The sequence below is a fragment of the Brevundimonas sp. genome (assembly GCF_036732845.1).
Taxonomy (GTDB): Bacteria; Pseudomonadota; Alphaproteobacteria; order Caulobacterales; family Caulobacteraceae; genus Brevundimonas.
Map to the genome: position 1 here is coordinate 72,193 of NZ_DAINBO010000008.1, position 22,607 is coordinate 94,799.

23 protein-coding genes are annotated in these 22,607 nt (G+C 67.6%); 8 read left to right on the plus strand and 15 right to left on the minus strand.

The window, feature by feature from the left end; translation table 11 throughout:
- Nucleotides 1-48: 48 nt before the first annotated feature.
- Nucleotides 49-786 (plus strand): hypothetical protein, encoded by a 738-nt coding sequence (locus V7D63_RS04810; RefSeq protein ID WP_333591122.1) that lies wholly within the window; start codon nt 49-51, stop codon nt 784-786.
- A gap of 3 nt (nt 787-789) precedes the next feature.
- Here the strand turns inward: V7D63_RS04810 and V7D63_RS04815 are convergent, their stop codons facing one another.
- From V7D63_RS04815 to V7D63_RS04830, 4 genes are all read right to left on the minus strand, one after another.
- Entirely contained in the window at nt 790-1,206 is a 417-nt protein-coding gene (locus V7D63_RS04815) for a YkgJ family cysteine cluster protein (protein ID WP_333591123.1), read from the minus strand.
- Nucleotides 1,203-2,156: an alpha/beta hydrolase gene (locus tag V7D63_RS04820; RefSeq protein ID WP_333591124.1), complete on the minus strand. Its 954-nt coding sequence runs from the start codon at nt 2,154-2,156 to the stop codon at nt 1,203-1,205. The genes V7D63_RS04815 and V7D63_RS04820 overlap by 4 nt, the downstream gene beginning before the upstream one ends.
- Nucleotides 2,157-2,176: 20 nt before the next feature.
- Nucleotides 2,177-3,358, minus strand: a complete 1,182-nt coding sequence (locus V7D63_RS04825; protein ID WP_333591125.1) for an acetyl-CoA C-acyltransferase — start codon at nt 3,356-3,358, stop codon at nt 2,177-2,179.
- Between the two features lie 195 nt (nt 3,359-3,553).
- On the minus strand, nt 3,554-4,249 hold the full coding sequence (locus V7D63_RS04830; RefSeq protein WP_333591126.1) for a pirin family protein: 696 nt from the start codon (nt 4,247-4,249) through the stop codon (nt 3,554-3,556).
- A gap of 131 nt (nt 4,250-4,380) precedes the next feature.
- On the opposite strand from V7D63_RS04830, the gene V7D63_RS04835 reads away from it, so the two are divergent.
- A complete protein-coding gene (locus V7D63_RS04835; RefSeq protein ID WP_333591127.1) occupies nt 4,381-5,154 on the plus strand; it encodes an SDR family oxidoreductase in 774 nt (257 codons plus the stop codon).
- A 3-nt stretch (nt 5,155-5,157) separates the two neighbouring features.
- On the opposite strand, the gene aroC is transcribed toward V7D63_RS04835, so the two are convergent.
- From aroC to V7D63_RS04855, 4 genes are read right to left on the minus strand one after another with little or no spacing between them, the layout of a single operon-like run.
- Nucleotides 5,158-6,243 (minus strand): chorismate synthase, encoded by a 1,086-nt coding sequence (gene aroC / locus V7D63_RS04840; protein WP_333591128.1) that lies wholly within the window; start codon nt 6,241-6,243, stop codon nt 5,158-5,160.
- 6 nt (nt 6,244-6,249) lie between these two features.
- Complete coding sequence (locus V7D63_RS04845) at nt 6,250-6,621, minus strand: type II toxin-antitoxin system VapC family toxin (RefSeq protein ID WP_333591129.1); 372 nt, start codon at nt 6,619-6,621, stop codon at nt 6,250-6,252.
- A gap of 2 nt (nt 6,622-6,623) precedes the next feature.
- Nucleotides 6,624-6,827: a type II toxin-antitoxin system VapB family antitoxin gene (locus tag V7D63_RS04850; RefSeq protein WP_333591130.1), complete on the minus strand. Its 204-nt coding sequence runs from the start codon at nt 6,825-6,827 to the stop codon at nt 6,624-6,626.
- A gap of 60 nt (nt 6,828-6,887) precedes the next feature.
- Complete coding sequence (locus V7D63_RS04855) at nt 6,888-7,640, minus strand: DnaJ C-terminal domain-containing protein (RefSeq protein ID WP_333591131.1); 753 nt, start codon at nt 7,638-7,640, stop codon at nt 6,888-6,890.
- A gap of 48 nt (nt 7,641-7,688) precedes the next feature.
- Between V7D63_RS04855 and pdxH the strand changes: the two genes are divergently transcribed.
- Nucleotides 7,689-8,363, plus strand: a complete 675-nt coding sequence (gene pdxH / locus V7D63_RS04860; RefSeq protein ID WP_333591132.1) for a pyridoxamine 5'-phosphate oxidase — start codon at nt 7,689-7,691, stop codon at nt 8,361-8,363.
- Nucleotides 8,364-8,397: 34 nt separating this feature from the next.
- Here the strand turns inward: pdxH and V7D63_RS04865 are convergent, their stop codons facing one another.
- Both V7D63_RS04865 and udk read right to left on the minus strand, forming a co-directional pair.
- A complete protein-coding gene (locus tag V7D63_RS04865) occupies nt 8,398-9,024 on the minus strand; it encodes a TetR/AcrR family transcriptional regulator (protein ID WP_333591133.1) in 627 nt (208 codons plus the stop codon).
- Nucleotides 9,025-9,100: 76 nt separating this feature from the next.
- Nucleotides 9,101-9,766 (minus strand): uridine kinase, encoded by a 666-nt coding sequence (gene udk, locus V7D63_RS04870; RefSeq protein WP_333591134.1) that lies wholly within the window; start codon nt 9,764-9,766, stop codon nt 9,101-9,103.
- 136 nt (nt 9,767-9,902) lie between these two features.
- Between udk and V7D63_RS04875 the strand changes: the two genes are divergently transcribed.
- Nucleotides 9,903-11,534, plus strand: a complete 1,632-nt coding sequence (locus V7D63_RS04875; protein WP_333591135.1) for a long-chain-fatty-acid--CoA ligase — start codon at nt 9,903-9,905, stop codon at nt 11,532-11,534.
- A gap of 10 nt (nt 11,535-11,544) precedes the next feature.
- A complete protein-coding gene (locus V7D63_RS04880; protein ID WP_333591136.1) occupies nt 11,545-12,195 on the plus strand; it encodes a hypothetical protein in 651 nt (216 codons plus the stop codon).
- On the opposite strand, the gene V7D63_RS04885 is transcribed toward V7D63_RS04880, so the two are convergent.
- Complete coding sequence (locus tag V7D63_RS04885) at nt 12,180-13,082, minus strand: MBL fold metallo-hydrolase (RefSeq protein ID WP_333591137.1); 903 nt, start codon at nt 13,080-13,082, stop codon at nt 12,180-12,182. The genes V7D63_RS04880 and V7D63_RS04885 overlap by 16 nt on opposite strands.
- 683 nt (nt 13,083-13,765) lie before the next feature.
- Here V7D63_RS04885 and V7D63_RS04890 point away from each other — a divergent pair.
- From V7D63_RS04890 to V7D63_RS04900, 3 genes are all read left to right on the plus strand, one after another.
- Nucleotides 13,766-16,738: a TonB-dependent receptor gene (locus tag V7D63_RS04890; RefSeq protein WP_333591138.1), complete on the plus strand. Its 2,973-nt coding sequence runs from the start codon at nt 13,766-13,768 to the stop codon at nt 16,736-16,738.
- Nucleotides 16,739-16,857: 119 nt separating this feature from the next.
- The gene (locus tag V7D63_RS04895) at nt 16,858-17,478 is read left to right on the plus strand and encodes a hypothetical protein (RefSeq protein ID WP_333591139.1); all 621 of its coding nucleotides are present in this window, start codon (nt 16,858-16,860) and stop codon (nt 17,476-17,478) included.
- A gap of 99 nt (nt 17,479-17,577) precedes the next feature.
- The gene (locus V7D63_RS04900) at nt 17,578-18,150 is read left to right on the plus strand and encodes a DUF488 domain-containing protein (RefSeq protein ID WP_333591140.1); all 573 of its coding nucleotides are present in this window, start codon (nt 17,578-17,580) and stop codon (nt 18,148-18,150) included.
- Here the strand turns inward: V7D63_RS04900 and metH are convergent.
- The 4 genes from metH to V7D63_RS04920 form a co-directional block, all read right to left on the minus strand.
- Entirely contained in the window at nt 18,128-20,773 is a 2,646-nt protein-coding gene (gene metH / locus V7D63_RS04905) for a methionine synthase (protein ID WP_333591141.1), read from the minus strand. The two genes, V7D63_RS04900 and metH, sit on opposite strands and share 23 nt — an antisense overlap.
- On the minus strand, nt 20,773-21,168 hold the full coding sequence (locus V7D63_RS04910; RefSeq protein ID WP_333591142.1) for a VOC family protein: 396 nt from the start codon (nt 21,166-21,168) through the stop codon (nt 20,773-20,775). Before V7D63_RS04910 ends, metH begins: the two co-directional genes overlap by 1 nt.
- The gene (locus V7D63_RS04915) at nt 21,168-22,235 is read right to left on the minus strand and encodes a homocysteine S-methyltransferase family protein (RefSeq protein WP_333591143.1); all 1,068 of its coding nucleotides are present in this window, start codon (nt 22,233-22,235) and stop codon (nt 21,168-21,170) included. Before V7D63_RS04915 ends, V7D63_RS04910 begins: the two co-directional genes overlap by 1 nt.
- Nucleotide 22,236: 1 nt before the next feature.
- Nucleotides 22,237-22,607 (minus strand): methylenetetrahydrofolate reductase (locus tag V7D63_RS04920; protein WP_333591144.1); only part of this gene is annotated, 371 nt, incomplete at its 5' end.

Sequence of the window (22,607 nt, forward strand, 5' to 3'; positions counted from 1 at the left end):
GACGCGAGGGGCCTTGTCGCCGCCGTTTTCCGAGGCGAAGGTCGGCGCATGAAATCCGTAGCCTTCGTCGCCGCCCTGGCGCTCGCCACGCCCGCCTTCGCCCAGTCGTCCGGGCAGAGCGGCGGGGCCAACAGCTCTTTCCTGACCCGCGAACTGAACCGCGCGCCGCCGTCGGCGACCGCGCCCGCGCCCGGAACGGTCACCAGCCGTCCCTTGAGCCAGCCCGCACCGACGACCGCCCCGCCCGCAGCGGCCAATCCCGCTCCGGCCGCAGCAGGCCCGACGGCGTCGGCCCCGGCTTCCGCCGCGCGTCCGGTCCCGGTTCCCGCGCCGGCTGCCGCAGGCCCGGCGTCGACATCGGCGCCCGCCGTCGCGCCGCCGCCCGCCGTGGCGGCGATGGAGCCTCCGCCGCCTCCGCCGCCGACGGTGTTGGACGCCGCCGCGATCGCGGCCCTGCCGTTCCACGTCGATCTGCCGACCGGGGTGCGGATCACCACCGGCCGTCCCGGCCCGAACTTCAACATCTGGTCGATCCGCAAGGGCGATCAGACCCTGGCCATGGTCTATGCCGGACCCGCGTCTCAGTTCCCGATCTATGACGGGCAGATGGTGCAGGCGGCCGGACGCTCCTCGATCGTCGTCACCGAGGACAACCGGCGTCTGGCCCTGGAGCATTTGTTCCAGCGGACCACGGCGCCCCTGGAAATCCACGTCTGGGTGGCCAGCGTCGAAGGCGCCGACCGCGTGTTGGCCGAACAGATCGCCCAGACGGTCGATCCGAAATAGGGGTCAGGTCGCCTTGCGGTGGATCGGCGTCTCGCCGCCGAACGGCTGAAGCTGCACGCCCTTGCGGCGCACGAAGACCAGCACTTCTTGCCCGGAATCGGCCGATTTCTGCAGGCTGGAGCGATAAGGCTCCTTGCGCCAGGCGTGCGGGTTGGAGGCGTCGCATTCCACGATCAGGCCGCCGTCCGCATTGGTGTGCATCAGGAAACCGGCCACTGAGGGCTTCCATTCGTCGCCCAGCCGGTTGTCGGCCAACAGCCACAGGCAACTGAAGACGCGGCAGTCCTTGGGCCGATCCTCATAGATGCCGCAGCCCGAGGCGCGGCGGAAATGGACGCACCATTTCGACGGCGGCTTGTCCAGGGCCAGAACGCCCATCAGCTTGCAGCAGAGGCCGCATTCGTCACAGGATTTGCTCATCCCGGCCATCCATGCCGCGCCGCCCATGCCAGTGCAAGGGACGGCCAGACGGCGGCGGGCTTGCCCGCGATCAGACGGATGCCGAAGCCGTGGCCGCCCTCCTGGAACAGATGCGCCTCGGCCGGAACCTTGGCGGCGCGCAGGGCCGACAGCAGGTTCAGACTGTTCTCGACCGGCACCGCCGCGTCATCGACGGCGTGCAGCAGGAAGACGGGCGGGGCGCCGGTCCAGTCCATCCGCTCCAGCGAATAACGGGCGATCATCTCGGGCGACGGCGCGGCGCCCAGCAGATGGGTGCGCGACCCGGCGTGCACGAACGGATCGGCCATGGTGGCGACCGGATACATCAGAATGGTCAGATCGGGCCGATGCGTCTGGGCGTCGGCGGCGTCGATCGGGGCGTAGGTCGTGTCGTGACGCGCGGTCAGCATCCCCGCCAGATGGCCGCCGGCCGAGGCGCCCAGCACGGCGACCTTGGCCGGATCGCGTCCCTCGGCCGCGGCGGCGGCGCGGACCAGGCGCAGGGCGCGCTGGGCGTCTTGCAGCGGGGCGTCCGGCCCGGCGGCCCAACCGTCGGCGGGCAGGCGGTAGCGCAGGACGTAACAGGTGATCCCGGCCGCCGCGAAGACGCGAGCGACGTCCAGCCCCTCCTTGTCGATCACCGCCCAGCGGTAGCCGCCGCCGGGGATCAGCAGCAGAGAGGCGCCGTTGGGCCGTTCGGGCCGCACGACGGTCAGCAGGGGATCGGTGGTGAACTGGGCATAGCGGTCGTGGAATGACGGATCGGTCGCGCGCTCGACCACGACCGGGGTGACGGTCACGCCCTCGCCGCCGGGCGCGCCGTCGGGCCACAGGCGGATCGTTTCGGTCGGGTCGGGCGGGGCGACGGTCTGGGCCGAGGCGACGCCGGGCAGGGCCAGCATCGCCGCGATCAGGCTTCGGCGATCCATCCTCCCGAACGGCATAGGGGTCAGGCCAGTTCGACGGCCATGGCCACGGCCTCGCCGCCGCCGATGCACAGGCTGGCCACGCCCTTCTTGCCGCCGCGCGCCTGAAGCGCCGCCAGCAGGGTGGTCAGCACCCGCGCGCCCGAGGCGCCGATGGGGTGGCCCAGGGCCGTCGCGCCGCCGTTGACGTTCAGCTTGGCGCGATCGATGCCCAGGTCCTGCATGGCGATCATGGCGACGACGGCGAAGGCCTCGTTGACCTCCCACAGATCGACCTCGTCCACCGTCCAGCCCGCCTTATCGAGCGCCTTTTGCATGGCGGGCACAGGGGCGGTGGTGAACAGGGCCGGTTCATGGGCGTGGGCGGCGTGGCTGACCACGCGGGCGATGATCGGCAGACCCAGGCTCAGGGCCACGCTCTCGCGCGTCATGACCAGGGCGGCGGCGCCATCGGAGATGGAGCTGGCGTTGGCGGCGGTGATCGTGCCGTCGTTGGCGAAGGCCGGACGCAGGGTCGGGATCTTGTCGGGATTGGCCTTGCCGGGCTGTTCGTCCTGGCTGACGGTCTCGACGCCCTTGCGGGTGGTGATCTCGACCGGCGTGATCTCGGCGGCGAAGGCGCCCGAGGCGATGGCGGCGTTGGCGCGGCGCAGGCTCTCGATGGCGTAGTCGTCCTGGGCCTCGCGAGTGAATTGATAATCGCGGGCCGAATCCTCGGCGAAGGCGCCCATCAGCTTGCCGGGGGTGTAGGCGTCCTCCAGCCCGTCCAGATACATGGAGTCCGAAATCACGTCGTGGCCGATGCGGGCGCCGCCGCGATGCTTGGCCATGACGTAAGGGGCGCCGGTCATGCTCTCCATGCCGCCCGCCACGATGACGTCGGCGGTGCCCGCCTTCAGCGCATCGTGGGCCATCATGGCCGCCTGCAGGCCCGAGCCGCACATCTTGTTGACGGTCGTGGCCTCGACATGTTGGCCCAGGCCCGCGCCGATGGCGGCCTGACGGGCCGGGGCCTGGCCCAGACCGGCGGGCAGGACGCAGCCCATGAAGATCTGATCGACCTTGGCCGCAGGCACGCCCGCGCGCTCGACCGCCGCCTTGACCGCCGCCGCGCCCAGATCGGTCGCCTTGACGCCGGAAAGGGCGCCCTGAAAGCCGCCCATGGGGGTGCGGGCGAAGGCGCAGATGACGACGGGATCGGACATATGGGACTCCAAGGTTCAGTCAGGCGCTAGATCGGCCGGAAGGGCCAGGAAGGCAAGTGGATCCTCCCCAGCGAAGCGGGGGAGGGGGACCGCCGAAGGCGGTGGAGGGGGCGAGTTCAGACACGGAGCGTGGGTCCGCCCCCTCCACCACTCCGTGGTCCCCCTCCCCCGTCAAGAACGGGGGAGGATTTTGACCTACAGGCTGTCGACCATCACCAGTTCGGCGTCTTCCTTGGCCGTGATGGTCAGGCGCGCCTCATCGACGATCCCGGCGCCGTCGCGCGCGTTCAGGGCCGTGCCGTTGATCTCCACCGCGCCGACGGCGGGAACCAGATAGGCCCGGCGGCCGGGGGCCAGATCATAGGTCAAGCTCTCGCCCGCCTTCAGGGTGGCGCCCAGAACCCGGGCGTCGGCGTTGATGGTCAGGGCGCCGTCGGCGGCGTCGCCGGACGCCAGGATGGTGAAGCGGCCCGAACGGTCGGCTTTCGGAAACTCGCGCTGGCCCCACGAGGGCTGGGCGCCCGGACGGTCGGTCTCGATCCAGATCTGGAACAGGGTGGTCAGGTCGTCTTCCAGGTTGAACTCGGAGTGACGCACGCCCGTGCCCGCGCTCATCACCTGAACGTCGCCCGCAGCCGTACGGCCGCGGTTGCCCATCGAATCCTCATGGGTGATCGCCCCGGTGCGGACATAGGTGATGATCTCCATGTCCGCGTGCGGGTGGGGCGGAAAGCCCGACTTGGCGGCGATCTCATCGTCATTCCACACGCGCAACCGACCCCAGCCCATGCGCGATGGGTCGTAGTAGTTGGCGAAAGAGAAATGATGGCGGGCGTTCAGCCAGCCGTGGTTTGCCCCGCCGAGGCTCGAAAAGGGTCGAATGTCGATCATGGGGAAAGTCCCGGGAACCGAGGGTTAGCAACCTCGCTGAGGGCTATATAGGCACTACGGCTGTTACAAAAAGGGGTGGCGCCGCGACGCCGGGTCGGATCATAGTCGAATGTCATCGCCAGGAGATCAAAATGGCCAAAACTGTCCTCATTACAGGGGCCGCCACAGGCTTTGGCCGCGGCGTGGCCCTGGGTCTGGCGCGCAAGGGTTGGACCGTGATCGCCGGATGCCAGATCTGGCCTCAGGTCTGGGACCTGCGTGAGGCGGCCAAGACCGAGGGGCTGGCCATGCAGGTGGTCAAGCTGGACGTGCTGGACCCCATCGATCGGGACAAGGCGCTGGCGACGCCGGTGGACGTGCTGTTCAACAATGCCGGGATCATGGAGTCCGGGCCGATGGTCGAAATCCCCATGCCGGTGTTTCGCCGGGTTTTTGAAACCAATGTCTTCGCCGCTCTGGAGCTGGCGCAAGGGTTCGCTCGTCAGATGGTCAAGCGCGGGTCGGGCCGGATCGTGTGGACCTCATCGGTGGCTGGCCTGGTCAAGGTGCCGTTCGACGGGGCCTATGCGGCGTCAAAACACGCGGTGGAGGGCATCTGTTCGGCCATGCATGAGGAACTGGCCCCCTATGGCGTCCAGGTGGTGACCGTGAACCCCGGCGCCTTCCGCACCGGCTTCAACGACACCGGTATGGAGGCGATGGACCAGTGGTGGGATCAGGGTGAGCGTGTCGTCGACCACTGGCCGGTGCGCGAACTGAACAAGCAACACGACCCTGCCGAAATGATCGCCGCCATGATCGAGGTCATCGAGACCGACAGCCCGCCCTACCGCACCGTCCGCCCCGCTGTCGCCGAGGAGATGGTCAAACACGAACAGGCCGAGGCGTGGACGCGCAAGGGGTAGGCGTCATCCCACCTGCGCCCGATGCCGCAACATGGCGTCGGCCAGGACGCAGGCGGCCATGGCCTCGACCACCGGGACGGCGCGCAGGGCGACGCAGGGGTCGTGGCGGCCGGTGGTGCGGATGTCGGTCTCGGCGCCGTCGCGGGTGACGGTCTGGCGCGGCGTCAGGATCGAGGACGTCGGCTTGAAGGCCACGCGGGCGGTCACCGGCTGACCAGTCGATACGCCGCCCAGGATTCCGCCCGCATGGTTGGACAGGAAGACGGGCGCGCCATCGGGTCCCAGGCGCATCTCATCCGCATTCTCTTCGCCCGACAGTTCGGCCGCGCCGAATCCGGCGCCGATCTCGACCCCCTTGGCGGCGTTGATCGACATCAGGGCGGCGGCCAGTTCGGCGTCCAGCTTGCCATAGATGGGCGCGCCCCAGCCGACGGGAACGCCGGTGATCTCCAAGGCGACGACGGCGCCGATGGACGAGCCGGCCTTGCGCACCCCGTCCAGATAATCGGACCACGGCTCGACCACCTCGGCCGAGGCGGCGAACAGGGGATTGGCGTTGACGGCGTCGAAGTCGACGGTTTCGGGCGCGATGTGGTGCGGGCCGATCTGAACCACGCCCGCACGGATCACGACTCCGTCGCCCAGCACCCGGCGGGCCACGGCCCCGGCAGCGACTCGGCTGGCGGTTTCCCGCGCCGACGACCGGCCGCCGCCGCGATGATCACGGACGCCATATTTGGCCTGATAGACATAGTCGGCGTGGCCAGGCCGGAAGGCGCGGGCGATGTCGCCGTAATCCTTGGACCGCGCGTCCTCGTTCTGGATCTCGATGGCGATGGGCGTTCCGGTGGTGACCGGGCCGTTCCCGTCGTCGAATACGCCGGACAGGATGCGGGCCGTGTCGCTCTCACGCCTCTGGGTGACGAAGCGGCTGCCGCCGGGTTTGCGCCGATCCAGCCACGGCTGGATATCGCCCTCGGTCAGCGGGATCAGCGACGGGCAGCCGTCGATGACGCAGCCGATGGCCGGCCCGTGGCTTTCGCCCCAGGTCGTCACGCGGAACAGATGGCCGAAGGTGTTGTGCGACATAGGGATTCAGTGATGCATGGTGGCCGAGCAGCCATGTTTGGCGGCGGCCTGGTTGAGACGACGATCCCGGGTCCACAGCCGCGCGCGATCCACCAACAGGACAGAAGCCAGAAGGTGTGCGTCAATCCAGCCCATGCCAGCGCCGAAATGCCGACCGTCTTCGACAAGGCGCAGAACCTCGTTGTCCAGGGCCTTGGGCGCGGACTTCATACGATGAAGACTGCGAAGGAAGGCGGGTCGATCGGGAAGGTTTCCCATCGCCAGTTCGCCGATCACGAATGGGTGCATCAGCACCTGCTGATCGGCCAGTAGCTGCTCCATCACCGGATCGACGCTTCGAAGATGGTCGGCCCATACCGACGTGTCCGCCAGGATCAAGGTCAGTCTTCCTCTACCCAATAGCGTTTGCGCGGACCCGGTTGGAAGTCGGGCTGACTGCCTCCCATCTTGGCCAGACGGCGCGAGGCTTCGGCGGACACATACTCCTGCAGGGCTAGGCGGATGATGGCGGATTTTTCGGTCAGGCCGCTGTACTCGGCGGCGGCGGCCATGAGGTCGTCATCCAGGGTGACGGTGGTGCGCATAGGGAGGCCTGCATCAAAATCTACATCAGATGATGCGCTTTTTGATGCGGCGACGCAATGTCAAGCCGCCGCGCGCTCCGAGGTCCAGACCCGCGTGAACCGGTTCAGCAGATCCTGCGCCGCCGAGGGCGTGTCTTCGGCCGGGGTCAGGGTGACGAACAGATGACCCTGGGGCCGCGACCCGCGCGGCGGCAGGCCCAGGTCGCGCAGCCGGATGCGATAGGGGCTGGCGACCCCGCCGACCATCCAGGCCGAACGCGGCCCGGCCCAGGTCTCGATCTCGACCCGGCCGCCGTCGTCGAACAGGCGGGCGGCGCAGGACACGTCCATGAACAGGTCGTCGCCGAAGGCCGACAGGCCGTCCTCGGGCCGGATGCGGACGGGCAGATACAGGTCCGAACCGTCTGCGCCCGCCTGTTTCAGGCGCAGATGCTCGCCCGTGCGCAGACCGGGCGGCACGGTCAGTTTCAATCGGCGCGCGCCCAGGACGATCTCGATCCGGCCGCCGGCCACGGCCTGCATCGGCGTCAGACCGACGATGGGCGGCGGCGTGGGGCGTCGCAGCGGGGCGGCCAGGGCCGGGCGGGCCGGCTGTTGGACCTGGATCATGCGCCAGGCGGCGATGACCTTGCGGAAACGGTCGGCGTCGCCCCCTTCATGATCCGGGCGGGCGGCCTTGACGGCGGCGCGGAAGGCGGATTTCAGCGCCGCGCCGTCGACCGGGCCGTTCAGGCCGATCAGGGCGTAGGCCTCCTTCAGCGAGGCGATCTCGGAACGGGCGACGGTCATCGCCGTCACTAAGGCGTCGATCATGGTCAAGGCGGGGTTAACCGCGACCGCGACGCGGCGTATGAGGGCGCCATGAGCGCCCCCGTGATCCCCCCCAGTCCGTCGCGTGAAGACTACGCCCGCGACTATGCCGCCGCCCTAGCCGCCAACGGCGACGAGGCAGCTTTTGAACGTGACGACCCGGTCGGCCTGTTCATCGACTGGCTGGCGGACGCCCGGCGGCATGAGCCGAACGACGCCAACGCCATGAGCCTGGCGACGGTCGACGCCGACGGCCTGCCGGATTGCCGGATCGTGCTGCTGAAGGACGTCGATGGGCGGGGCTTCACCTTCTATTCCAACCGCGAGAGCGCCAAGGGCGAACAGTTGGCGGCGACGCCGGGCGCGGCCCTGCTGTTTCACTGGAAGACCCTGCGGCGTCAGGCGCGAGTGCGGGGCCGGGTCGAGCCGGTGACGACGGAGGAAGCCGACGCCTATTTCGCCAGCCGCGCGCGTGAAAGCCGCATCGGCGCCTGGGTCTCGGACCAGTCGCGGCCGTTGAACGACCGCGCCGAATTGGAAGCCGCCGTGACCCGCGAAACGGCGCGGTTCGAGGGCCATGACGTGCCCCGCCCCGACCGCTGGACCGGCTGGCGCGTCGTGCCGGAATGCATCGAATTCTGGCGTGACCGGCCGTTCCGGCTGCACGACCGGGTGCGGTTCGAGCGCGCGGGCGACGGCTGGCGGCGGCTTCGCCTCTGGCCCTAGGCCGTCACAGGTTCGGCCGTCGGCAGACCCGGTTTCAGACGCCGTAGCGGGCCAGGAAGGTCTCCACGGCGTCTTCGGCCACCTGGGCGTTGCTGCGTTTGACCAGGACGTCGTCGCCGGTGACCAGGGGCACGAAGAAGACCGGGTGTTCGATCATGCCCATCAGATGGCCGGCGGCCCAGGACGGCTTGTCGACCTTGATCTCGCCCGCGTCGTCGAGCGTCTCCAGCGCCTTGATCAGGACCCCGCCGAAATGGGACCGGCCCCGCTCGAAGAAGCGCATGGCGACGGCCTGGAAACGGGGGCGCTCGGCCACGACCAACCGGAACACCGCACGGACGAACGGGTCGCTCATGAAATCGGCGTAGGCGGTGACGAAGACCGTCAGTTGCTCGCGCGCCGGACCCGTGGTCATGCGCACATGATCCATCTGGCGGCTGAAATCTTCGGCCGCGTCGTTGATGACGGCGGTGAACAGTTCGGCCTTGCCGGGGAAGTAGCCGTACAGGGTGGCGGTCGAGACGCCGGCTTCGCGCGCGATCGGCTCCATTCGGGAGCCAGCGTAGCCGTCTGTCATGAAGCGTCTTTTGGCCAGACGCAGAATCGCATCGCGACGAGGGTCTTCAGGTGAGTGAGGGTGAGTTTCGTCGCCCAATGGCATCAGTCAAGTCAGCAGCAGTGAAGGCGTCAGCCTTGCGCGATCCGTTCGCGGTCGCAAGGGAAAAACCGACGTTACTTCAATAGCCCTGATGAATTCGCCCTGCCAGAAGAGGACTTAGCAGCGGATGCGCCAGGACTGGCGCCGCCAGCCGCACGACAACCTGGGGGTCCGTCAGCCGCACGGCGGCGGTGGCGTCGGCGACGATGAAATCTGCGTGAACGCGCGACGGTTCGGTCAGCCGCTCGTGACCGGGACGAACCGTCGCCAGATATTGATGGATGACCGACTCGGCCGTCCGGCCTCGTTCCGCCTGGTCGCGCAGCAGGCGGCGGATGAAGCGGATGTCGGCCGGGGTGTCGACGAAGACGCGGATGTCGAACAGGGCCGCGACCTCGGGCGTGCACAGCACATGGGTGCCCTCCACGATCACCACCGGGGCCGCCGGCACGGGTTCGCCGCCCGGTTCGCGGCCGTGATGCAGGAAGGAATAGACCGGCGCCGTAATGGCGCGATCCGCCTTCAGCTCGGCCAGGTGCTCGGCCATCAGGACGTGGTCGCGGGCGACGACGTCGTCGAAATCGAAGGCCGCCGGATCGAAGTCGGGCAGGGCGGCGGCGTCGACGTAATAGGAGTCTTCGCGCAACAGCACGGCCGACCCGGCGGGCAGGGCGGCGTGCAGGGCCTCGGCCAGGGTGCTCTTGCCCGAACCCGAACCGCCGGTGATGCCGATGAGGATGGCCATGCCGCCTTCTAGGCGCGCCGAGCGCGCACGCCAATCCGCCGCAGAGGGTCTGATTGCTTATCGCTGATCACCCGGATAGCGTGGTTTCAAGCGCCCAAGAACGAGGCGCGCACAAGGGATCGCCCAAGGGAACGCCATGCTGGGATTGATGCAGGACTGGCCGCTGACGGTCGACAAGATCATCGACCACGCCAAGAATTGGCACGGGTCGCGCGAGGTCGTGACCCGCTCGGTCGAAGGGCCGATCGTCCGCACCACCTATGCCGACATCCACGCCCGCTCCAAGCGCGTGTCGAACGTGTTGAAGGGTTGGGACGTCAAGGTCGGCGACCGCGTCGCCACCCTGGCCTGGAACAGCGGCCGCCATATCGAGGCCTGGTACGGCATCATGGGCATCGGCGCGGTGTGCCACACCCTGAACCCGCGCCTGTTCCCGGAACAGTTGGCCTACATCATCAATCACGCCGAAGACAAAATCATCTTCGTCGACCTGACCTTCATCCCCCTGCTGGAGGCGGTGCTGCCGCACTGTCCGTCGGTCGAGCGGGTGGTGGTCATGACCGATCAGTGGAACATGCCGGCGACCAAGCTGCCGCGCGCCGAATGCTATGAGGCCCTGCTGGAGGATGCGTCCGAAGAGGCCGCCTGGGGCGGCTTCGACGAGAACACCGCCTGCGGTCTCTGCTATACCTCGGGCACGACCGGCAATCCGAAGGGGGTGCTGTATTCGCACCGGTCGAACTTCATCCATACGCTGCTGGGGCTTCAGGCCACGGTGCTGGGGGCCACGCCGTCTGAGGTGATCCTGCCGGTGGTGCCGATGTTCCACGCCAACGCCTGGGGCATCGCCTTCGGGGGACCGGCGGCAGGGTCCAAGCTGGTCATGCCGGGCGCGCGGATGGACGGCGCGGCCATCTATGAGCTGATCGAGAGCGAAGGCGTCACCTTCTCGGCCGCCGTGCCGACCGTGTGGCAGGGCCTGCTGGCCCACCTGCGCGAGCACAGGCTGAAGATCCCCACGGTCAAGCGGGTGCTGATCGGCGGTTCGGCCGTGCCCGAAAGCCTGATCCGCGCCTTCCATGACGAGTTCGGCATCGAGGTGCTGCAAGGCTGGGGCATGACCGAGACCTCGCCCATCGGCACCCTGTCCAATCTGACGCCGGAGCTGGCGGCCCTGCCGTACGACGAACAGATGAAATGGCGGGTCAAACAGGGCCAGCCGCCGCTGGGCGTCGAGCTGAAGCTGAAGAACTACGCCGGTCAGGAGATGCCGCACGATGGGCACACCTACGGCCGCCTGATGGTCAAGGGACCGACCATCGCCGGCGCCTATTTCAAGGGTGAGGGCGGCGAGATCCTGGACAACGAAGGCTTCTTCGACACCGGCGACGTCTCGACGGTCGATGAGCAGGGCTTCATGCAGATCACCGACCGCGCCAAGGACGTGATCAAGTCCGGCGGCGAGTGGATCAGCTCCATCGAGATCGAGAACATCGCCGTGGGCCACCCCAAGGTCGAACTGGCCGCGGTGATCGGGGCTGCCCATCCCAAATGGGACGAGCGGCCGGTGCTGGTCCTGAAGCTGAAGCCGGGCGAGACCCTGGACAAGCAGGAGCACCTGGACTTCCTGAACGGCAAGATCGCCAAATGGTGGGTGCCCGACGATGTGGTCGCCGTGGACGAAATCCCGCTGGGCGCCACCGGCAAGATCGACAAGAAGCTGCTGCGCGAGCGGATGAAGGACTATCGCCTGCCGACGGCGGGCTGAGGACGAACCGATGGCCAAGGTTGCGGGCGGCTGGGTGGCGAAGGCGGGATTGGCCGCGGCCCTGATCGCGCCGGCCATGGCCTTGACGGCGGCCGTGCTGATCCGCGTCGCGCCCGACCTTTCGGGGTTCGCCCGTCAGGTCCTGATCGGCCCGGTCGGAAACTACACGGCCTGGGCGGGCCTGGCGGTCGCCGTCCTGGCCCTGGTCCACGCCTTCGGAAACCTGCGGCGGCGGGGGCTGATCGCCCTGCTGGCCGTGGCCGTCGCGGGGACGGCCGTCGGCCTGTACTGGAAACAGGCGCATACGTCGGGCGCCTCCGACGTCTCGACGAACCCGGCCGACCCGCCGATGAACCTGTCCGACGTGCCCAGCGCCTCGGCGGCCTGCGACGGACTGGAGCCGCTCGCCAGCCAGCGGACGGTGGAGGAGGCGGCCTATGTGCTCCAGAACGCCGGTTTCGCCATCACCCATGCGGGCCTGTTCGACATCCAGGGCGAGCGCAAGGCCTTCTGGTTCCAGCAGGCCTACAGCCTGGACGTGCGCATCCGGCCCGGCCGCACGGACGTGCGGGTGGTGACGCGCAACGGGCGTCCGACCGACGGCGGCGCGGCCTGTCGGCTGGCGCTGAAGGTCCGCGACGGGCTTCAGCCCAAGGCGTAACGGGCGTCCAGCGTCGGGGCGGGGTCGGCGACGACCCGTCCGTCGCGAACCAATTTGATCAGATGCGCCTGCACCGACAGCGAGGCGGCGGGCCACAGGCGGCTGTCCACGGCGGCGTAGAGGGTCGGGATCATCTGGCCGATCGTCGTGTCGCCCGCCGCCAGACGCGCCAGAATCTGCGCCTCCCGCTCCAGCCGATGGGCGCGATAGGCGGCCAGGAAGGGCGCGGTCTTGGTGATCGGCGGCCCATGTGTCGGCCAGAGGGTCTCGAAATCCTCGGCGATGACGCGATCCAGGCTGGCGAAATAGGCGGCCATGTCGCCGTCGGGCGGGGCCACGACCGTGGTCGACCAGCCCATGACGTGGTCGCCGCTGAACAGGGCGCGCTCCTCCTCCAGCACGAAGGCCAGGTGGTTCGAGGCGTGGCCCGGCGTGGCCAGGGCGCGCAGGGTCCAACCGTCGCCGACGATCCGTTCGCCGTCGGCCATGATGTGGTCGGGGCGGAAATCGGCGTCCTCCTCCTCGTCCAGCCCGCCCGAGGCGTGGGTTTCGTGCGCGGGCGGCGCCGCAGCCAGGATGGGCGCGCCGGTCGCCTCGGCCAGGGGGCGGGCCAGGGGGGCGTGGTCGCGGTGGGTGTGGGTGACCAGAATATGACTGACCGTGCGGCCGCCCAACGCATGCAGAATGGCGCGCAGGTGCGCCTCGTCGGGCGGGCCGGGGTCGATCACGGCGACCGAGGCGACGGGACTGTCGCGCCCGACGATATAGGTCCCCGTGCCGGTGAAGGTGAACGGTCCCGGATTGTCGGCGATGACCCGCTGGATCAGGGGCGAGACCCAGTCGGCGCGGCCGTAGGCGAAGTCGAACTGACGCACGAAGGGGATCACGCGGACCTCATGATGACGACGGGGGCTGGCGCGGCCCTTGCCTTAACAGAACGTAAACCGTTCAGGAGGCCGCGTCGTGGTCCGCGCCGTCGCAATTACTGTCTCAAATCGGCTCCAGCCCGTGGCCGCGGCCCTGCTGTGTCTCATGGCGATGCAATTGGTGGTTGCGTCCTGCTCCCCCGAACCGGCGCCCTACGCCGCAAGGGCCGCGATTCTGCGCTGAGCCGTCGGCGGCGCGCCAAAACAAGCCGCATTCCGGGCGTTCGTCGGCAATGCCCATGCGTTCGCCGTCACGGCATTGGTTGATACGTTCGCGTAAGCCTGAACTGTATGGTGGGTGGATACGTGCCGCATCGTGGCGAAAACGAGCAATTGTTCGCCGTTTCTCGTAATAATGTTGGAAAAATGTCGAGCAAAATCGCTTTGTGTCAGCACTTTATAGGAAGTGTGGCGCGTTTGCGACAACATCACAGCAATGACATTACGGGCGTGTAATTTCCTGTGCGGCTCGCCCTTGCGGACCTAAGGTCAGCGAGTCTGTACGTGTCGGTACGTATGGAATGGTCGCCGCATCGGGGGAGCTCTTTCTGGAGCGCCGGTCGGCTTCAGGAGGATCAATGTTGAAAGCTCACACCATTCGCCAGCGCCTGCTTCAGTCGACGATGATCGGCGGAGCCGCGCTCATGGCGCTGGTCGCTGCCCCCGCGGTCACCTTGCTGACCCCGAGCGCCGCGTTCGCGCAGGACTTCACCACCGGCACCCTCGCCGGCACGGTGACCAACACCGCCGGCCAACCGGTTTCGGGGGCCGCCGTCACGGTGACCCAGAACGGCCGCGCGCAAAGCCGCACCTTCACCACGGACGCTCAAGGCCGTTTCCGCGCTTCGCAGATCCCGGTCGGCGGCTACACCGTCTCGATCTCGGGTTCGGGCTATGAGACCTACACGGACGCCAACGTTCCGGTGACCCTGGGCGGCACGGCCGACTACCAGTTCACCATCGGTTCGGTCGGCGGTTCGGCCAACAACCTGGAAGACGTCGTCGTGGTCGGCACCCGCACCGCGGCCGTCGATTTCGACCGCACCACCACCGGCATCACCGTGGACGTGCAAGAGACTTTCGACCGGATCCCCACCCAGCGTAACCTGGCGGCCATCCAACTGCTGGCTCCGTCGACCAGCCAAGGCGACGCCGCCTTCGGCAACCAGATCTCGATCGCCGGTTCGTCGGTCGCCGAGAACGTCTATTACGTCAACGGCTTCAACATCACGAACTTCCGTAACTTCGTGGGCGGCAACACCGTCCCGTTCGAGTTCTACCAGCAGGTCGACGTCAAGACCGGCGGCTATCAAGCCGAGTTCGGTCGTTCGACCGGCGGCGCGGTGATCGCGGTCACCCGTTCGGGTTCGGACGAGTTCCACGGCGGCCTGAACTACTACACCGAGCCTTCGAGCCTGGAAGACAGCTCGCCCGACACCTATGTCGGCCCTGGCTCCAACCTGGGTCTGGACTCGCAAAACACCTCGGATCGTTCGGAATCGAACGTCTGGCTGTCGGGTCCGATCTGGCGCGACCACATCTACTTCTTCGGCTTCTATAACTGGCGCGACTTCGAGAACGGCTCGGTCGACACCTCGGGCACGGTTCAGACCGCGACCCAGGACGATCCGTTCTACGGCGGCAAGCTGGACTTCTACCTGAACCCGGACCACCGCCTGGAGCTGACCTACTTCTCGGATGACCAGACGCAGGTCATCAACCAGCGCTTCAGCAACGGCGACAACGCCAACACCTTCAACTTCGTCGGCGGCGAAACCAAGATCGCCAAATACACGGGCACGTTCACCGACTGGTTCACCCTGTCGGCCCTGTACGGCGAAGGCTCGTTCAACCAGACCGTCTCGGGCGACCTGGACTCGGAAATCTCGATCGTCGACACGGCCCTGAACACGGTGCGCGGCAACCCCGCCCTGCTGATCTCGACCGGCGAAGACACCCGCAAGATGTACCGCGTCGACGCCGACATCTACGTCAACGGCCTGTGGGGTGATCACCACTTCCGCGTCGGCTACGACCGTGAAGACCTGGCTTCGTCGGCCATCTCGACCTATTCGGGCGGCCGGTACTATCGGTACTACCAAGCTGGCGCCGGCGGTGCTCTGGGCGGTCTGATCGCTCCGAACGCGCTGTACGTCCGCGACCGTAACTACCAGTCGGGTGGTTCGTACAAGACCGAACAGACCGCGTTCTACATCCAGGACGCCTGGGACGTCTCCGATCGTCTGTCGCTGCAACTGGGCCTGCGCGCCGAGAAGTTCAGCAACATGAACGCTGCGGGCGAAGTCTTCGTGGAGACGGATTACGATCTGTCGCCGCGCCTGGGCTTCACCTACGACCTGTTCGGCGATCGTTCGACCAGCCTGAAGGGCTTCTACGGCCGGTACTACATTCCGATCGCGGCCAACACCAACATCCGCATGGCCGGCAACGAGCTGTTCACGCAGGACTTCTACCGCATCTCGAGCATCTCGGGCGGTTCCTACGCGGCCACCCAGGCCGGCCTGACGGCCTGCTTGAACGCCTCGCCGCGTAACAACTGTCTGCCGGTGTTCAACGGCGCTCCTGTCCTGTCGCAGGTGCTGTCGTCGGGCGTGGTTCCGCAGTCGCAGTCGCTGGTGTCGCAAAACCTCGAGGCTCAATACCAGGACGAGTTCATCCTGGGCATCGAGCATGAAATCTCGGGCTTCGGCATGTTCGACGGCTGGACCGTCGGCGCCAACTACGTCTTCCGCGACCTGAAGGCGGTCATGGAAGACTTCGACACCAACTACATCATCCACAACTACTGCACCTACGCCGGCATCTCGGCCGCCAACTGCGGTCAGATCAACGGCTCGGGCTATGTGCTGATCAACCCGGGTCAAGACCTGATCATCACGCCGGACTCGTCGACCTTCCCGTTCCTGGCGGGGCAGACGATCACCATCCCGGCCGCGATCCTGGACATCCCGGAAGCCAAGCGCACCTACAAGGCGCTGGAGTTCACCTTTGAACGTCCGTGGGACGGCCGCTGGAGCCTGCAAGGTTCGGCCGTGTTCGCTGAATCGAAGGGCAACATCGAAGGCGGCGTGAAGTCCGACAACGGCCAGTCCGACACCGGTCTGACCCAAGACTTCGACGAGCCGGGCTGGACCGATGGTTCGTACGGCTTCCTGCCGAACCACCGCGGCCAGACCTACAAGGTGTTCGGCTCCTACGCGGTGACCGAGGACATCACCGTCGGCATGAACGCCATCCTGCAGTCGCCGCGTAAGTACGGCTGCATCGGCTCCTATCCGCTGGGTGACGGCCGCGCTTCGCCGACCACCATCACGGCCTGGTACTGCAACGGCGTCCTGACGCCGCGCGGCAGCCAGTTCGAGGGTGAATGGTTCAAGACCATCGACGCGTCGGTGTCTTGGAACATCCCGCTGTCGGGCATCCCGGGCCGCGTCCAACTGCGCGCCGACGTCTTCAACATCCTGGACTTTGAAGGCGCCACGGACTTCGTGGAATCCGGCGACCGTGCCCCCGGCACGCATAACCCGGACTATCAGCGTATCTCGGCCTACCAGACGCCGCGTTACGTGCGTCTGGGCCTGTCGTACCAGTTCTAAGAACCGGCTACGGCTCGAACCAAAGGCGGGGCGGCGGATCGAAAGGTCCGCCGCCCTTTCCTTTTGCGGAACCGACCCGCGCCTTGGAAAAACCATCGGCGCCGCGCAAGCCTTGGGGCATGACCCGGCCCGCCGCCGACCCACCGATGATCGTGAGACCCTTCGTCGCCATGCTGACCCGCTTGATCGCCGCCTTGATGTTGACTGCCGCCGCATCCTCGCCGGCCCTGGCCCAGGACCCCGACGCGCCGATCGTGACCGGCGCCAATGCGCGCGAGACGGCCTCGGCCCTGCGGCTGCGTGAGGCCATCGCCTATTCCAACCCTCTGCCGCGCGGCGCGCCGACCGAGGATTATCCGCTGGTGGCCTGGTGCGACGCCCTGGTCAGCGGCCATGTGCGGCTGGGCGAAAGCCTGCCGAACGCCGTGGCCGAGGATGTCGAACTGATCCGCCTGGGCAGGCTGGAGGCCCAGGATTTCCGCCAGGCCCTGCACGCGGCCGAATCGCGCCAGTCGGCGGCGACCAAGGCGGCCGCCCGCGCCGCGGCGGAAAGCGCCGCCGCCATGTGGACGCCCGTGCTGGCCCAGGAAGACCCCGCCCTGCGCAGCCAGGCCTTCGGCCTGTTCTTCGGCCTGCCGGGCCGCTGCGAGCATGCCGCGCGCCGCATTCGCGAGAACATCACCACCCCGCCCGCGACCCCGGCGGACGTGGGCCTGCGCGAGGCCGAACCGGCGTCGTGAGACCCAGACAGCGGGCGAGACGGGTCTGAGGGTCCGTTCGGCTTCGTCCGCGCGCGCTCGACATCGGGGTCTGGCGGGGCGATCCTGTCGACGCTCGCCATGACACAGGCTCGTTTCACCACCATCGGACATTCCAACAGGACGCTCGACGAGGTCCTGGCCATGCTGGACGCGGCGCGGGTGCGATGGGTGGCGGACGTGCGGGCCTTTCCGCGATCACGCAGCAACCCCGCCTTCAACATCGACCATCTGCCGGACGCGCTGGCGGCGTCGGGGATCGGCTATGTCCACATCGGGGCGTTGGGCGGGCGGCGCGGGCGTCAGCCCGATGTGCCGGAGACGACCAATGCGCTGTGGCGCGAGACCAGTTTTCACAACTACGCCGACCATGCGCTGGGCGACGTCTTCGGCGCGGGGTTCGACCAGCTCCTGACCCTGGGCGCGGACCAGCGGGTCGTCCTGATGTGCGCCGAGGCGATGTGGTGGCGGTGCCACCGACGGATCATCACCGACTATCTGGTGCTGAACGGCCATCCGGTCGAACACCTGATGACGCCGGGGCGGACGCAGGCGGCCGCGGCGACGCCCGGTTCGGTGCATCGGCCCGACGGCAAGGTGGTCTATCCCGCCGCGACGCCGGGCGGCGGGATCACCCCTGCGGATCGTAGTTGAGGATCGGCGACAGCCAGCGTTCGGCGACGGCGACGTCCCAGCCCTTGCGGGCGGCGTAGTCGGCGACCTGATCGCGGTCGATCTTGCCGACGCCGAAATAGTGGCTGCCCGAGTGGCCGAAATAGAGACCCGAGACCGAGGCCGGGGGCGTCATGGCGAAGCTTTCGGTCAGAACCATGCCTGCGTTGGCGTCCGCATCCAACAGACGGAACAGGGTGGCCTTTTCGGTGTGATCAGGCTGGGCCGGATAGCCGGGTGCCGGGCGAATGCCTTGATATTGCTCGGCGATCAGCTCATCGACCGTTGTGGTTTCGTCGGCGGCGTAGCCCCACAGCCGGGTGCGGACCTCCTTGTGCAGCCGTTCGGCGAAGGCCTCGGCCAGGCGGTCGGCCAGGGCGGTGGACAAGATGGCGGAATAGTCGTCGCCCGCCGCCTTGAACGCGGCGGCTTTTTCCAGCTCGCCGTGACCGGCGGTGACGGCGAAGGCGCCCAGCCAGTCGTCGCCGTCCTCGGCCACGAAGTCCGACAGGCACAGATTGGGTTTGCCGTTCGACTTGGCGATCTGCTGGCGCAGGCCGTGGAAGCGCGCCAGTTCGGTCGTGCGGGTCTCGTCCGACCAGACCACGATGTCGTCGCCGCGCGCATTGGCGGGCCAGAAGCCGACCACGCCCCGGGCGGTGAACCATTTCTCGTCGACGATCCGCTTCAGCATGGCCTGGGCGTCGGCGAACAGATCGCGGGCGGCCTGGCCGACGATCTCGTCTTCCAGGATCAACGGATAGCGGCCGATCAGCTCCCAACTGGCGAAGAAGGGGGTCCAGTCGATGTGGTCGGCCAGGTCTTGCAGATCCCAGGCGTCGAAGGCGCGCACGCCCACGAAGGATGGGCGGCCGGGCAGGGGAGCGGCCGGGTCGGGCCGGAAACGGTTGGCGCGGGCCTCGGCGATGGGGCTGCGGGCCTTCACCTCCTGACCGCGGGCGTATTGTTCGCGGATGCGGACGTATTCCTCACGCGTGGCGGCCTCGTTCCTGGCCTTGTCGGTCGGCGACAGCAGGCCCGCGACCACGCCGACGGCCCGGGAGGCGTCGATGACATAGGTGGTGGAGCCGGCCTTGTAGGCGGGTTCGACCTTGACCGCCGTATGGGTGCGGCTGGTGGTGGCGCCGCCGATCAACAGCGGGATGTCGAAACCGCGCCGCTCCATCTCGCGCGCCACGAAGACCATCTCGTCCAGCGACGGGGTGATCAGGCCGGACAGGCCGATGATGTCGCAGCCGTGGGCCTGGGCCTCGTCCAGGATGCGGTCGGCCGGAACCATGACGCCCAGATCCACGACCTCGTAATTGTTGCACTGAAGCACGACGCCGACGATGTTCTTGCCGATGTCGTGGACGTCGCCCTTGACCGTCGCCATCAGGATCTTGCCGTTGGTGGTGCGCGCCTGGCCCGCCTTTTCGGCCTCCATGAAGGGTTCCAGATAGGCCACGGCCTGTTTCATCACGCGGGCGGACTTGACCACCTGGGGCAGGAACATCTTGCCCGAGCCGAACAGGTCGCCGACCACGTTCATGCCGTCCATCAGCGGGCCTTCGATGACGTGCAGCGGGCGTTCGGACCCGGCGCGGGCCTCTTCGGTGTCCGCCTCGATCCAGTCGGTGACGCCGTGCACCAGGGCATGCTCGATGCGCTTGGCCACCGGCTGGCCGCGCCAGGCCAGATCAACGACCTTGGCCGCGCCCTTCTCGCCCTTGTAGCGGGGCGCCAGATCGACCAGCCGCTCGGTGTTCGAGACATTGGTGCGCTGGGACCGGTTCAGGATGACGTCCTCGACGGCCTCGCGCAGCTCCGCGTCGATGTCGTCATAGACGGGCAGGTCGCCGGCGTTGACGATGCCCATGTCCATGCCCGCCGCGATGGCGTGGTACAGGAAGACCGAGTGGATGGCCCGGCGCACCGGCTCATTGCCGCGGAAGCTGAACGAGACGTTCGAGACGCCGCCCGAGACGTGGGCGTGGGGCAGGGTGGCCTTGATGACCCGCGTCGCCTCGATGAAGTCGACGGCGTAGTTGTCGTGCTCCTCGATCCCCGTCGCCACGGCGAAGATGTTGGGGTCGAAGATGATGTCCTCGGGCGGGAAGCCGACCTCATCGACCAGGATGCGATAGGCGCGGGTGCAGATCTCGATCTTGCGGGCGGCGGTGTCGGCCTGGCCCTGTTCGTCGAAGGCCATGACCACCACGGCGGCGCCGTAACGCAGGCACTGGACCGCATGGTGGCGGAAGGCGGCCTCGCCCTCCTTCATCGAGATCGAATTGACGATGGGCTTGCCCTGAACGCATTTCAGGCCCGCCTCGATGACCTCCCATTTGGAGCTGTCGATCATCACCGGCACGCGGGCGATGTCCGGCTCGGCGGCGATGAGGTTCAGGAAGGTGCGCATGGCCGCGACGCCGTCCAGCAGGCCCTCGTCCATGTTGACGTCGATGACCTGGGCGCCCGCCTCGACCTGCTGGCGCGCGACGGACAGGGCCTCGGGGTAGTTCCCCTCGACGATCAGTTTGCGGAATTTGGCCGAGCCGGTGACGTTGGTGCGTTCGCCGACGTTGATGAAGGTGGGGCGCATCAGTCGGCCTCTGCAATGCGGCCGAGCACGTAAGCCGGATCCCGGTAGGCCTTGATCTCAATCAGCGAACCGCTGGGGTCGGCGATCATCAGCTTGCCCTGCTCCGAACGCTCACCGGCAAATGAAATTGTCGGTGGTTCGATGAAGGTGTCGAGCCGGGCGGCAGTCGCCTCCCATTCGGGCCAAGAGACTGTCGCGCCGAAATGGCGGGTGCGGGGGTGGGGCGACAGGACGTCGCCCGGTGCGTGCTGAAGGGTGACCTGCGCGCCGAACAGACGGATGTCCACAGCGTGCGGGTGCCGTCGGCCGACTTCCGCACCGAGGCGGTCGACATAAAAAGCAAGGGCGGCGTCGAGGTCGGAAACCGGAAACGACAGATGAAATACAGGTCTCATCACGCCGCCGCCTCGAACGGTTCGAGACCCGACAGGCGCAGGGCCACCGGCCGTTCGGGAATCTCGCGCGGGGTCACGCCCGCGACCTCTTGGGCCGTATGGCGGATGTGGTCCGGCGTCGTGCCGCAGCAGCCGCCGACGATGTTGACCAGACCGGACTTGGCCCATTCTTCGAGATGGTGGGCGGTCTCGTGCGGCTCTTCGTCGTACTGGCCCATGGCGTTGGGCAGGCCGGCGTTGGGATAGGCGGCGACCAGGGTGTCGGCCACCCGCGCCAGATCGGCGATGAAGGGCCGCATCAGATCGGCGCCTAGCGCGCAGTTGAAGCCGACGGCGAAGGGCTTGGCGTGGCGCACGCTGTTCCAGAAGGCCTCGGCCGTCTGGCCCGACAGCGTGCGGCCCGAACGGTCGGTGATGGTGCCGGAGATCCAGATGGGCAGGGGTTCATAACCCTCATCCTCCAGATCCTTGATGGCCTTGATGGCGGCCTTGCAGTTCAGGGTGTCGGTGATGGTCTCGATCAGGAACAGATCGACGCCGCCCTGGTGCAGGGCCGCGATCTGGTGACGATAGGCCTGATAGACTTGGTCGAAGGTCACACCGCGCGCGCCGGGGTCGTTCACGTCGGACGACATGGACAGCATCTTGTTCAATGGGCCGATCGAACCGGCGGCGAAGCGGGGCCTCGTCGGCTCCTTCGCCGTCCAGCGGTCGGCGGCGGCGCGGGCCAGTTTCGCGCCCTCCAGATTGATGTCCCACACCGCCTGATCGTCCAGCCTGTAGTCGTCCTGGGCGATGGTGGTGGCCGAGAAGGTGTTGGTCTCGGAGATGTCGGCTCCGGCGGCGAAATACTGGTCGTGCAGGTCGGCGACGATGTCGGGCCGGGTCAGACACAGGATGTCGTTGTTGCCCTTCATCTGACCGGCGTGGTCGATGAAGCGGTCGCCGCGGAAGTCGGCCTCGTCCAGGCCGCGACGCTGGATCATCACGCCCCAGCTTCCATCCAGAACCAGGATGCGTTCACGGGCCGCCTGGTGCAGGGCGGCGATGCGGTCTGTGCGGGTCATGTCAGGCGGTCTTCTGTTCGCGCACGCCCAGCACCCGGCAGATGGCGTAGACCAGATCGGCGCGGTTCAGGGTGTAGAAGTGGAAGTCCGAGAAGCCTTCCTCTTGCAGACGGGCGCAGGTCTCGGCCGCGACCGAGGCGGCCAAGAGCTTGCGGGTCTCGGGATCGTCGTCCAGTCCGTCGAAATGGGCCGCCAGCCAGTCGGGAATGGAGGTTCCGCACGCGCCGCACATCCGTTGCAGCCCCGCGAAGTTCGACACCGGCATGACGCCGGGGATCAGGGGAATGTCGATCCCGGCTGCGCGCACGGCGTCGCGAAAGCGCAGGAAGGCGTCGATGTCGAAGAAGAACTGGCTGACCGCGCGGGTGGCCC

What these genes read in the sequence shown, in the direction of transcription:
- V7D63_RS04810 (WP_333591122.1), top strand. Translation starts at nt 49, where the DNA reads ATGAAATCCGTAGCCTTCGTCGCCGCCCTGGCGCTCGCCACGCCCGCC.
- V7D63_RS04815 (WP_333591123.1), bottom strand. Translation starts at nt 1,206, where the DNA reads ATGAGCAAATCCTGTGACGAATGCGGCCTCTGCTGCAAGCTGATGGGC.
- V7D63_RS04820 (WP_333591124.1), bottom strand. Translation starts at nt 2,156, where the DNA reads ATGGATCGCCGAAGCCTGATCGCGGCGATGCTGGCCCTGCCCGGCGTC.
- V7D63_RS04825 (WP_333591125.1), bottom strand. Translation starts at nt 3,358, where the DNA reads ATGTCCGATCCCGTCGTCATCTGCGCCTTCGCCCGCACCCCCATGGGC.
- V7D63_RS04830 (WP_333591126.1), bottom strand. Translation starts at nt 4,249, where the DNA reads ATGATCGACATTCGACCCTTTTCGAGCCTCGGCGGGGCAAACCACGGC.
- V7D63_RS04835 (WP_333591127.1), top strand. Translation starts at nt 4,381, where the DNA reads ATGGCCAAAACTGTCCTCATTACAGGGGCCGCCACAGGCTTTGGCCGC.
- aroC (WP_333591128.1), bottom strand. Translation starts at nt 6,243, where the DNA reads ATGTCGCACAACACCTTCGGCCATCTGTTCCGCGTGACGACCTGGGGC.
- V7D63_RS04850 (WP_333591130.1), bottom strand. Translation starts at nt 6,827, where the DNA reads ATGCGCACCACCGTCACCCTGGATGACGACCTCATGGCCGCCGCCGCC.
- V7D63_RS04855 (WP_333591131.1), bottom strand. Translation starts at nt 7,640, where the DNA reads ATGATCGACGCCTTAGTGACGGCGATGACCGTCGCCCGTTCCGAGATC.
- pdxH (WP_333591132.1), top strand. Translation starts at nt 7,689, where the DNA reads ATGAGCGCCCCCGTGATCCCCCCCAGTCCGTCGCGTGAAGACTACGCC.
- V7D63_RS04865 (WP_333591133.1), bottom strand. Translation starts at nt 9,024, where the DNA reads ATGCCATTGGGCGACGAAACTCACCCTCACTCACCTGAAGACCCTCGT.
- udk (WP_333591134.1), bottom strand. Translation starts at nt 9,766, where the DNA reads ATGGCCATCCTCATCGGCATCACCGGCGGTTCGGGTTCGGGCAAGAGC.
- V7D63_RS04875 (WP_333591135.1), top strand. Translation starts at nt 9,903, where the DNA reads ATGCTGGGATTGATGCAGGACTGGCCGCTGACGGTCGACAAGATCATC.
- V7D63_RS04880 (WP_333591136.1), top strand. Translation starts at nt 11,545, where the DNA reads ATGGCCAAGGTTGCGGGCGGCTGGGTGGCGAAGGCGGGATTGGCCGCG.
- V7D63_RS04890 (WP_333591138.1), top strand. Translation starts at nt 13,766, where the DNA reads ATGGCGCTGGTCGCTGCCCCCGCGGTCACCTTGCTGACCCCGAGCGCC.
- V7D63_RS04895 (WP_333591139.1), top strand. Translation starts at nt 16,858, where the DNA reads ATGACCCGGCCCGCCGCCGACCCACCGATGATCGTGAGACCCTTCGTC.
- V7D63_RS04900 (WP_333591140.1), top strand. Translation starts at nt 17,578, where the DNA reads ATGACACAGGCTCGTTTCACCACCATCGGACATTCCAACAGGACGCTC.
- metH (WP_333591141.1), bottom strand. Translation starts at nt 20,773, where the DNA reads ATGCGCCCCACCTTCATCAACGTCGGCGAACGCACCAACGTCACCGGC.
- V7D63_RS04910 (WP_333591142.1), bottom strand. Translation starts at nt 21,168, where the DNA reads ATGAGACCTGTATTTCATCTGTCGTTTCCGGTTTCCGACCTCGACGCC.
- V7D63_RS04915 (WP_333591143.1), bottom strand. Translation starts at nt 22,235, where the DNA reads ATGACCCGCACAGACCGCATCGCCGCCCTGCACCAGGCGGCCCGTGAA.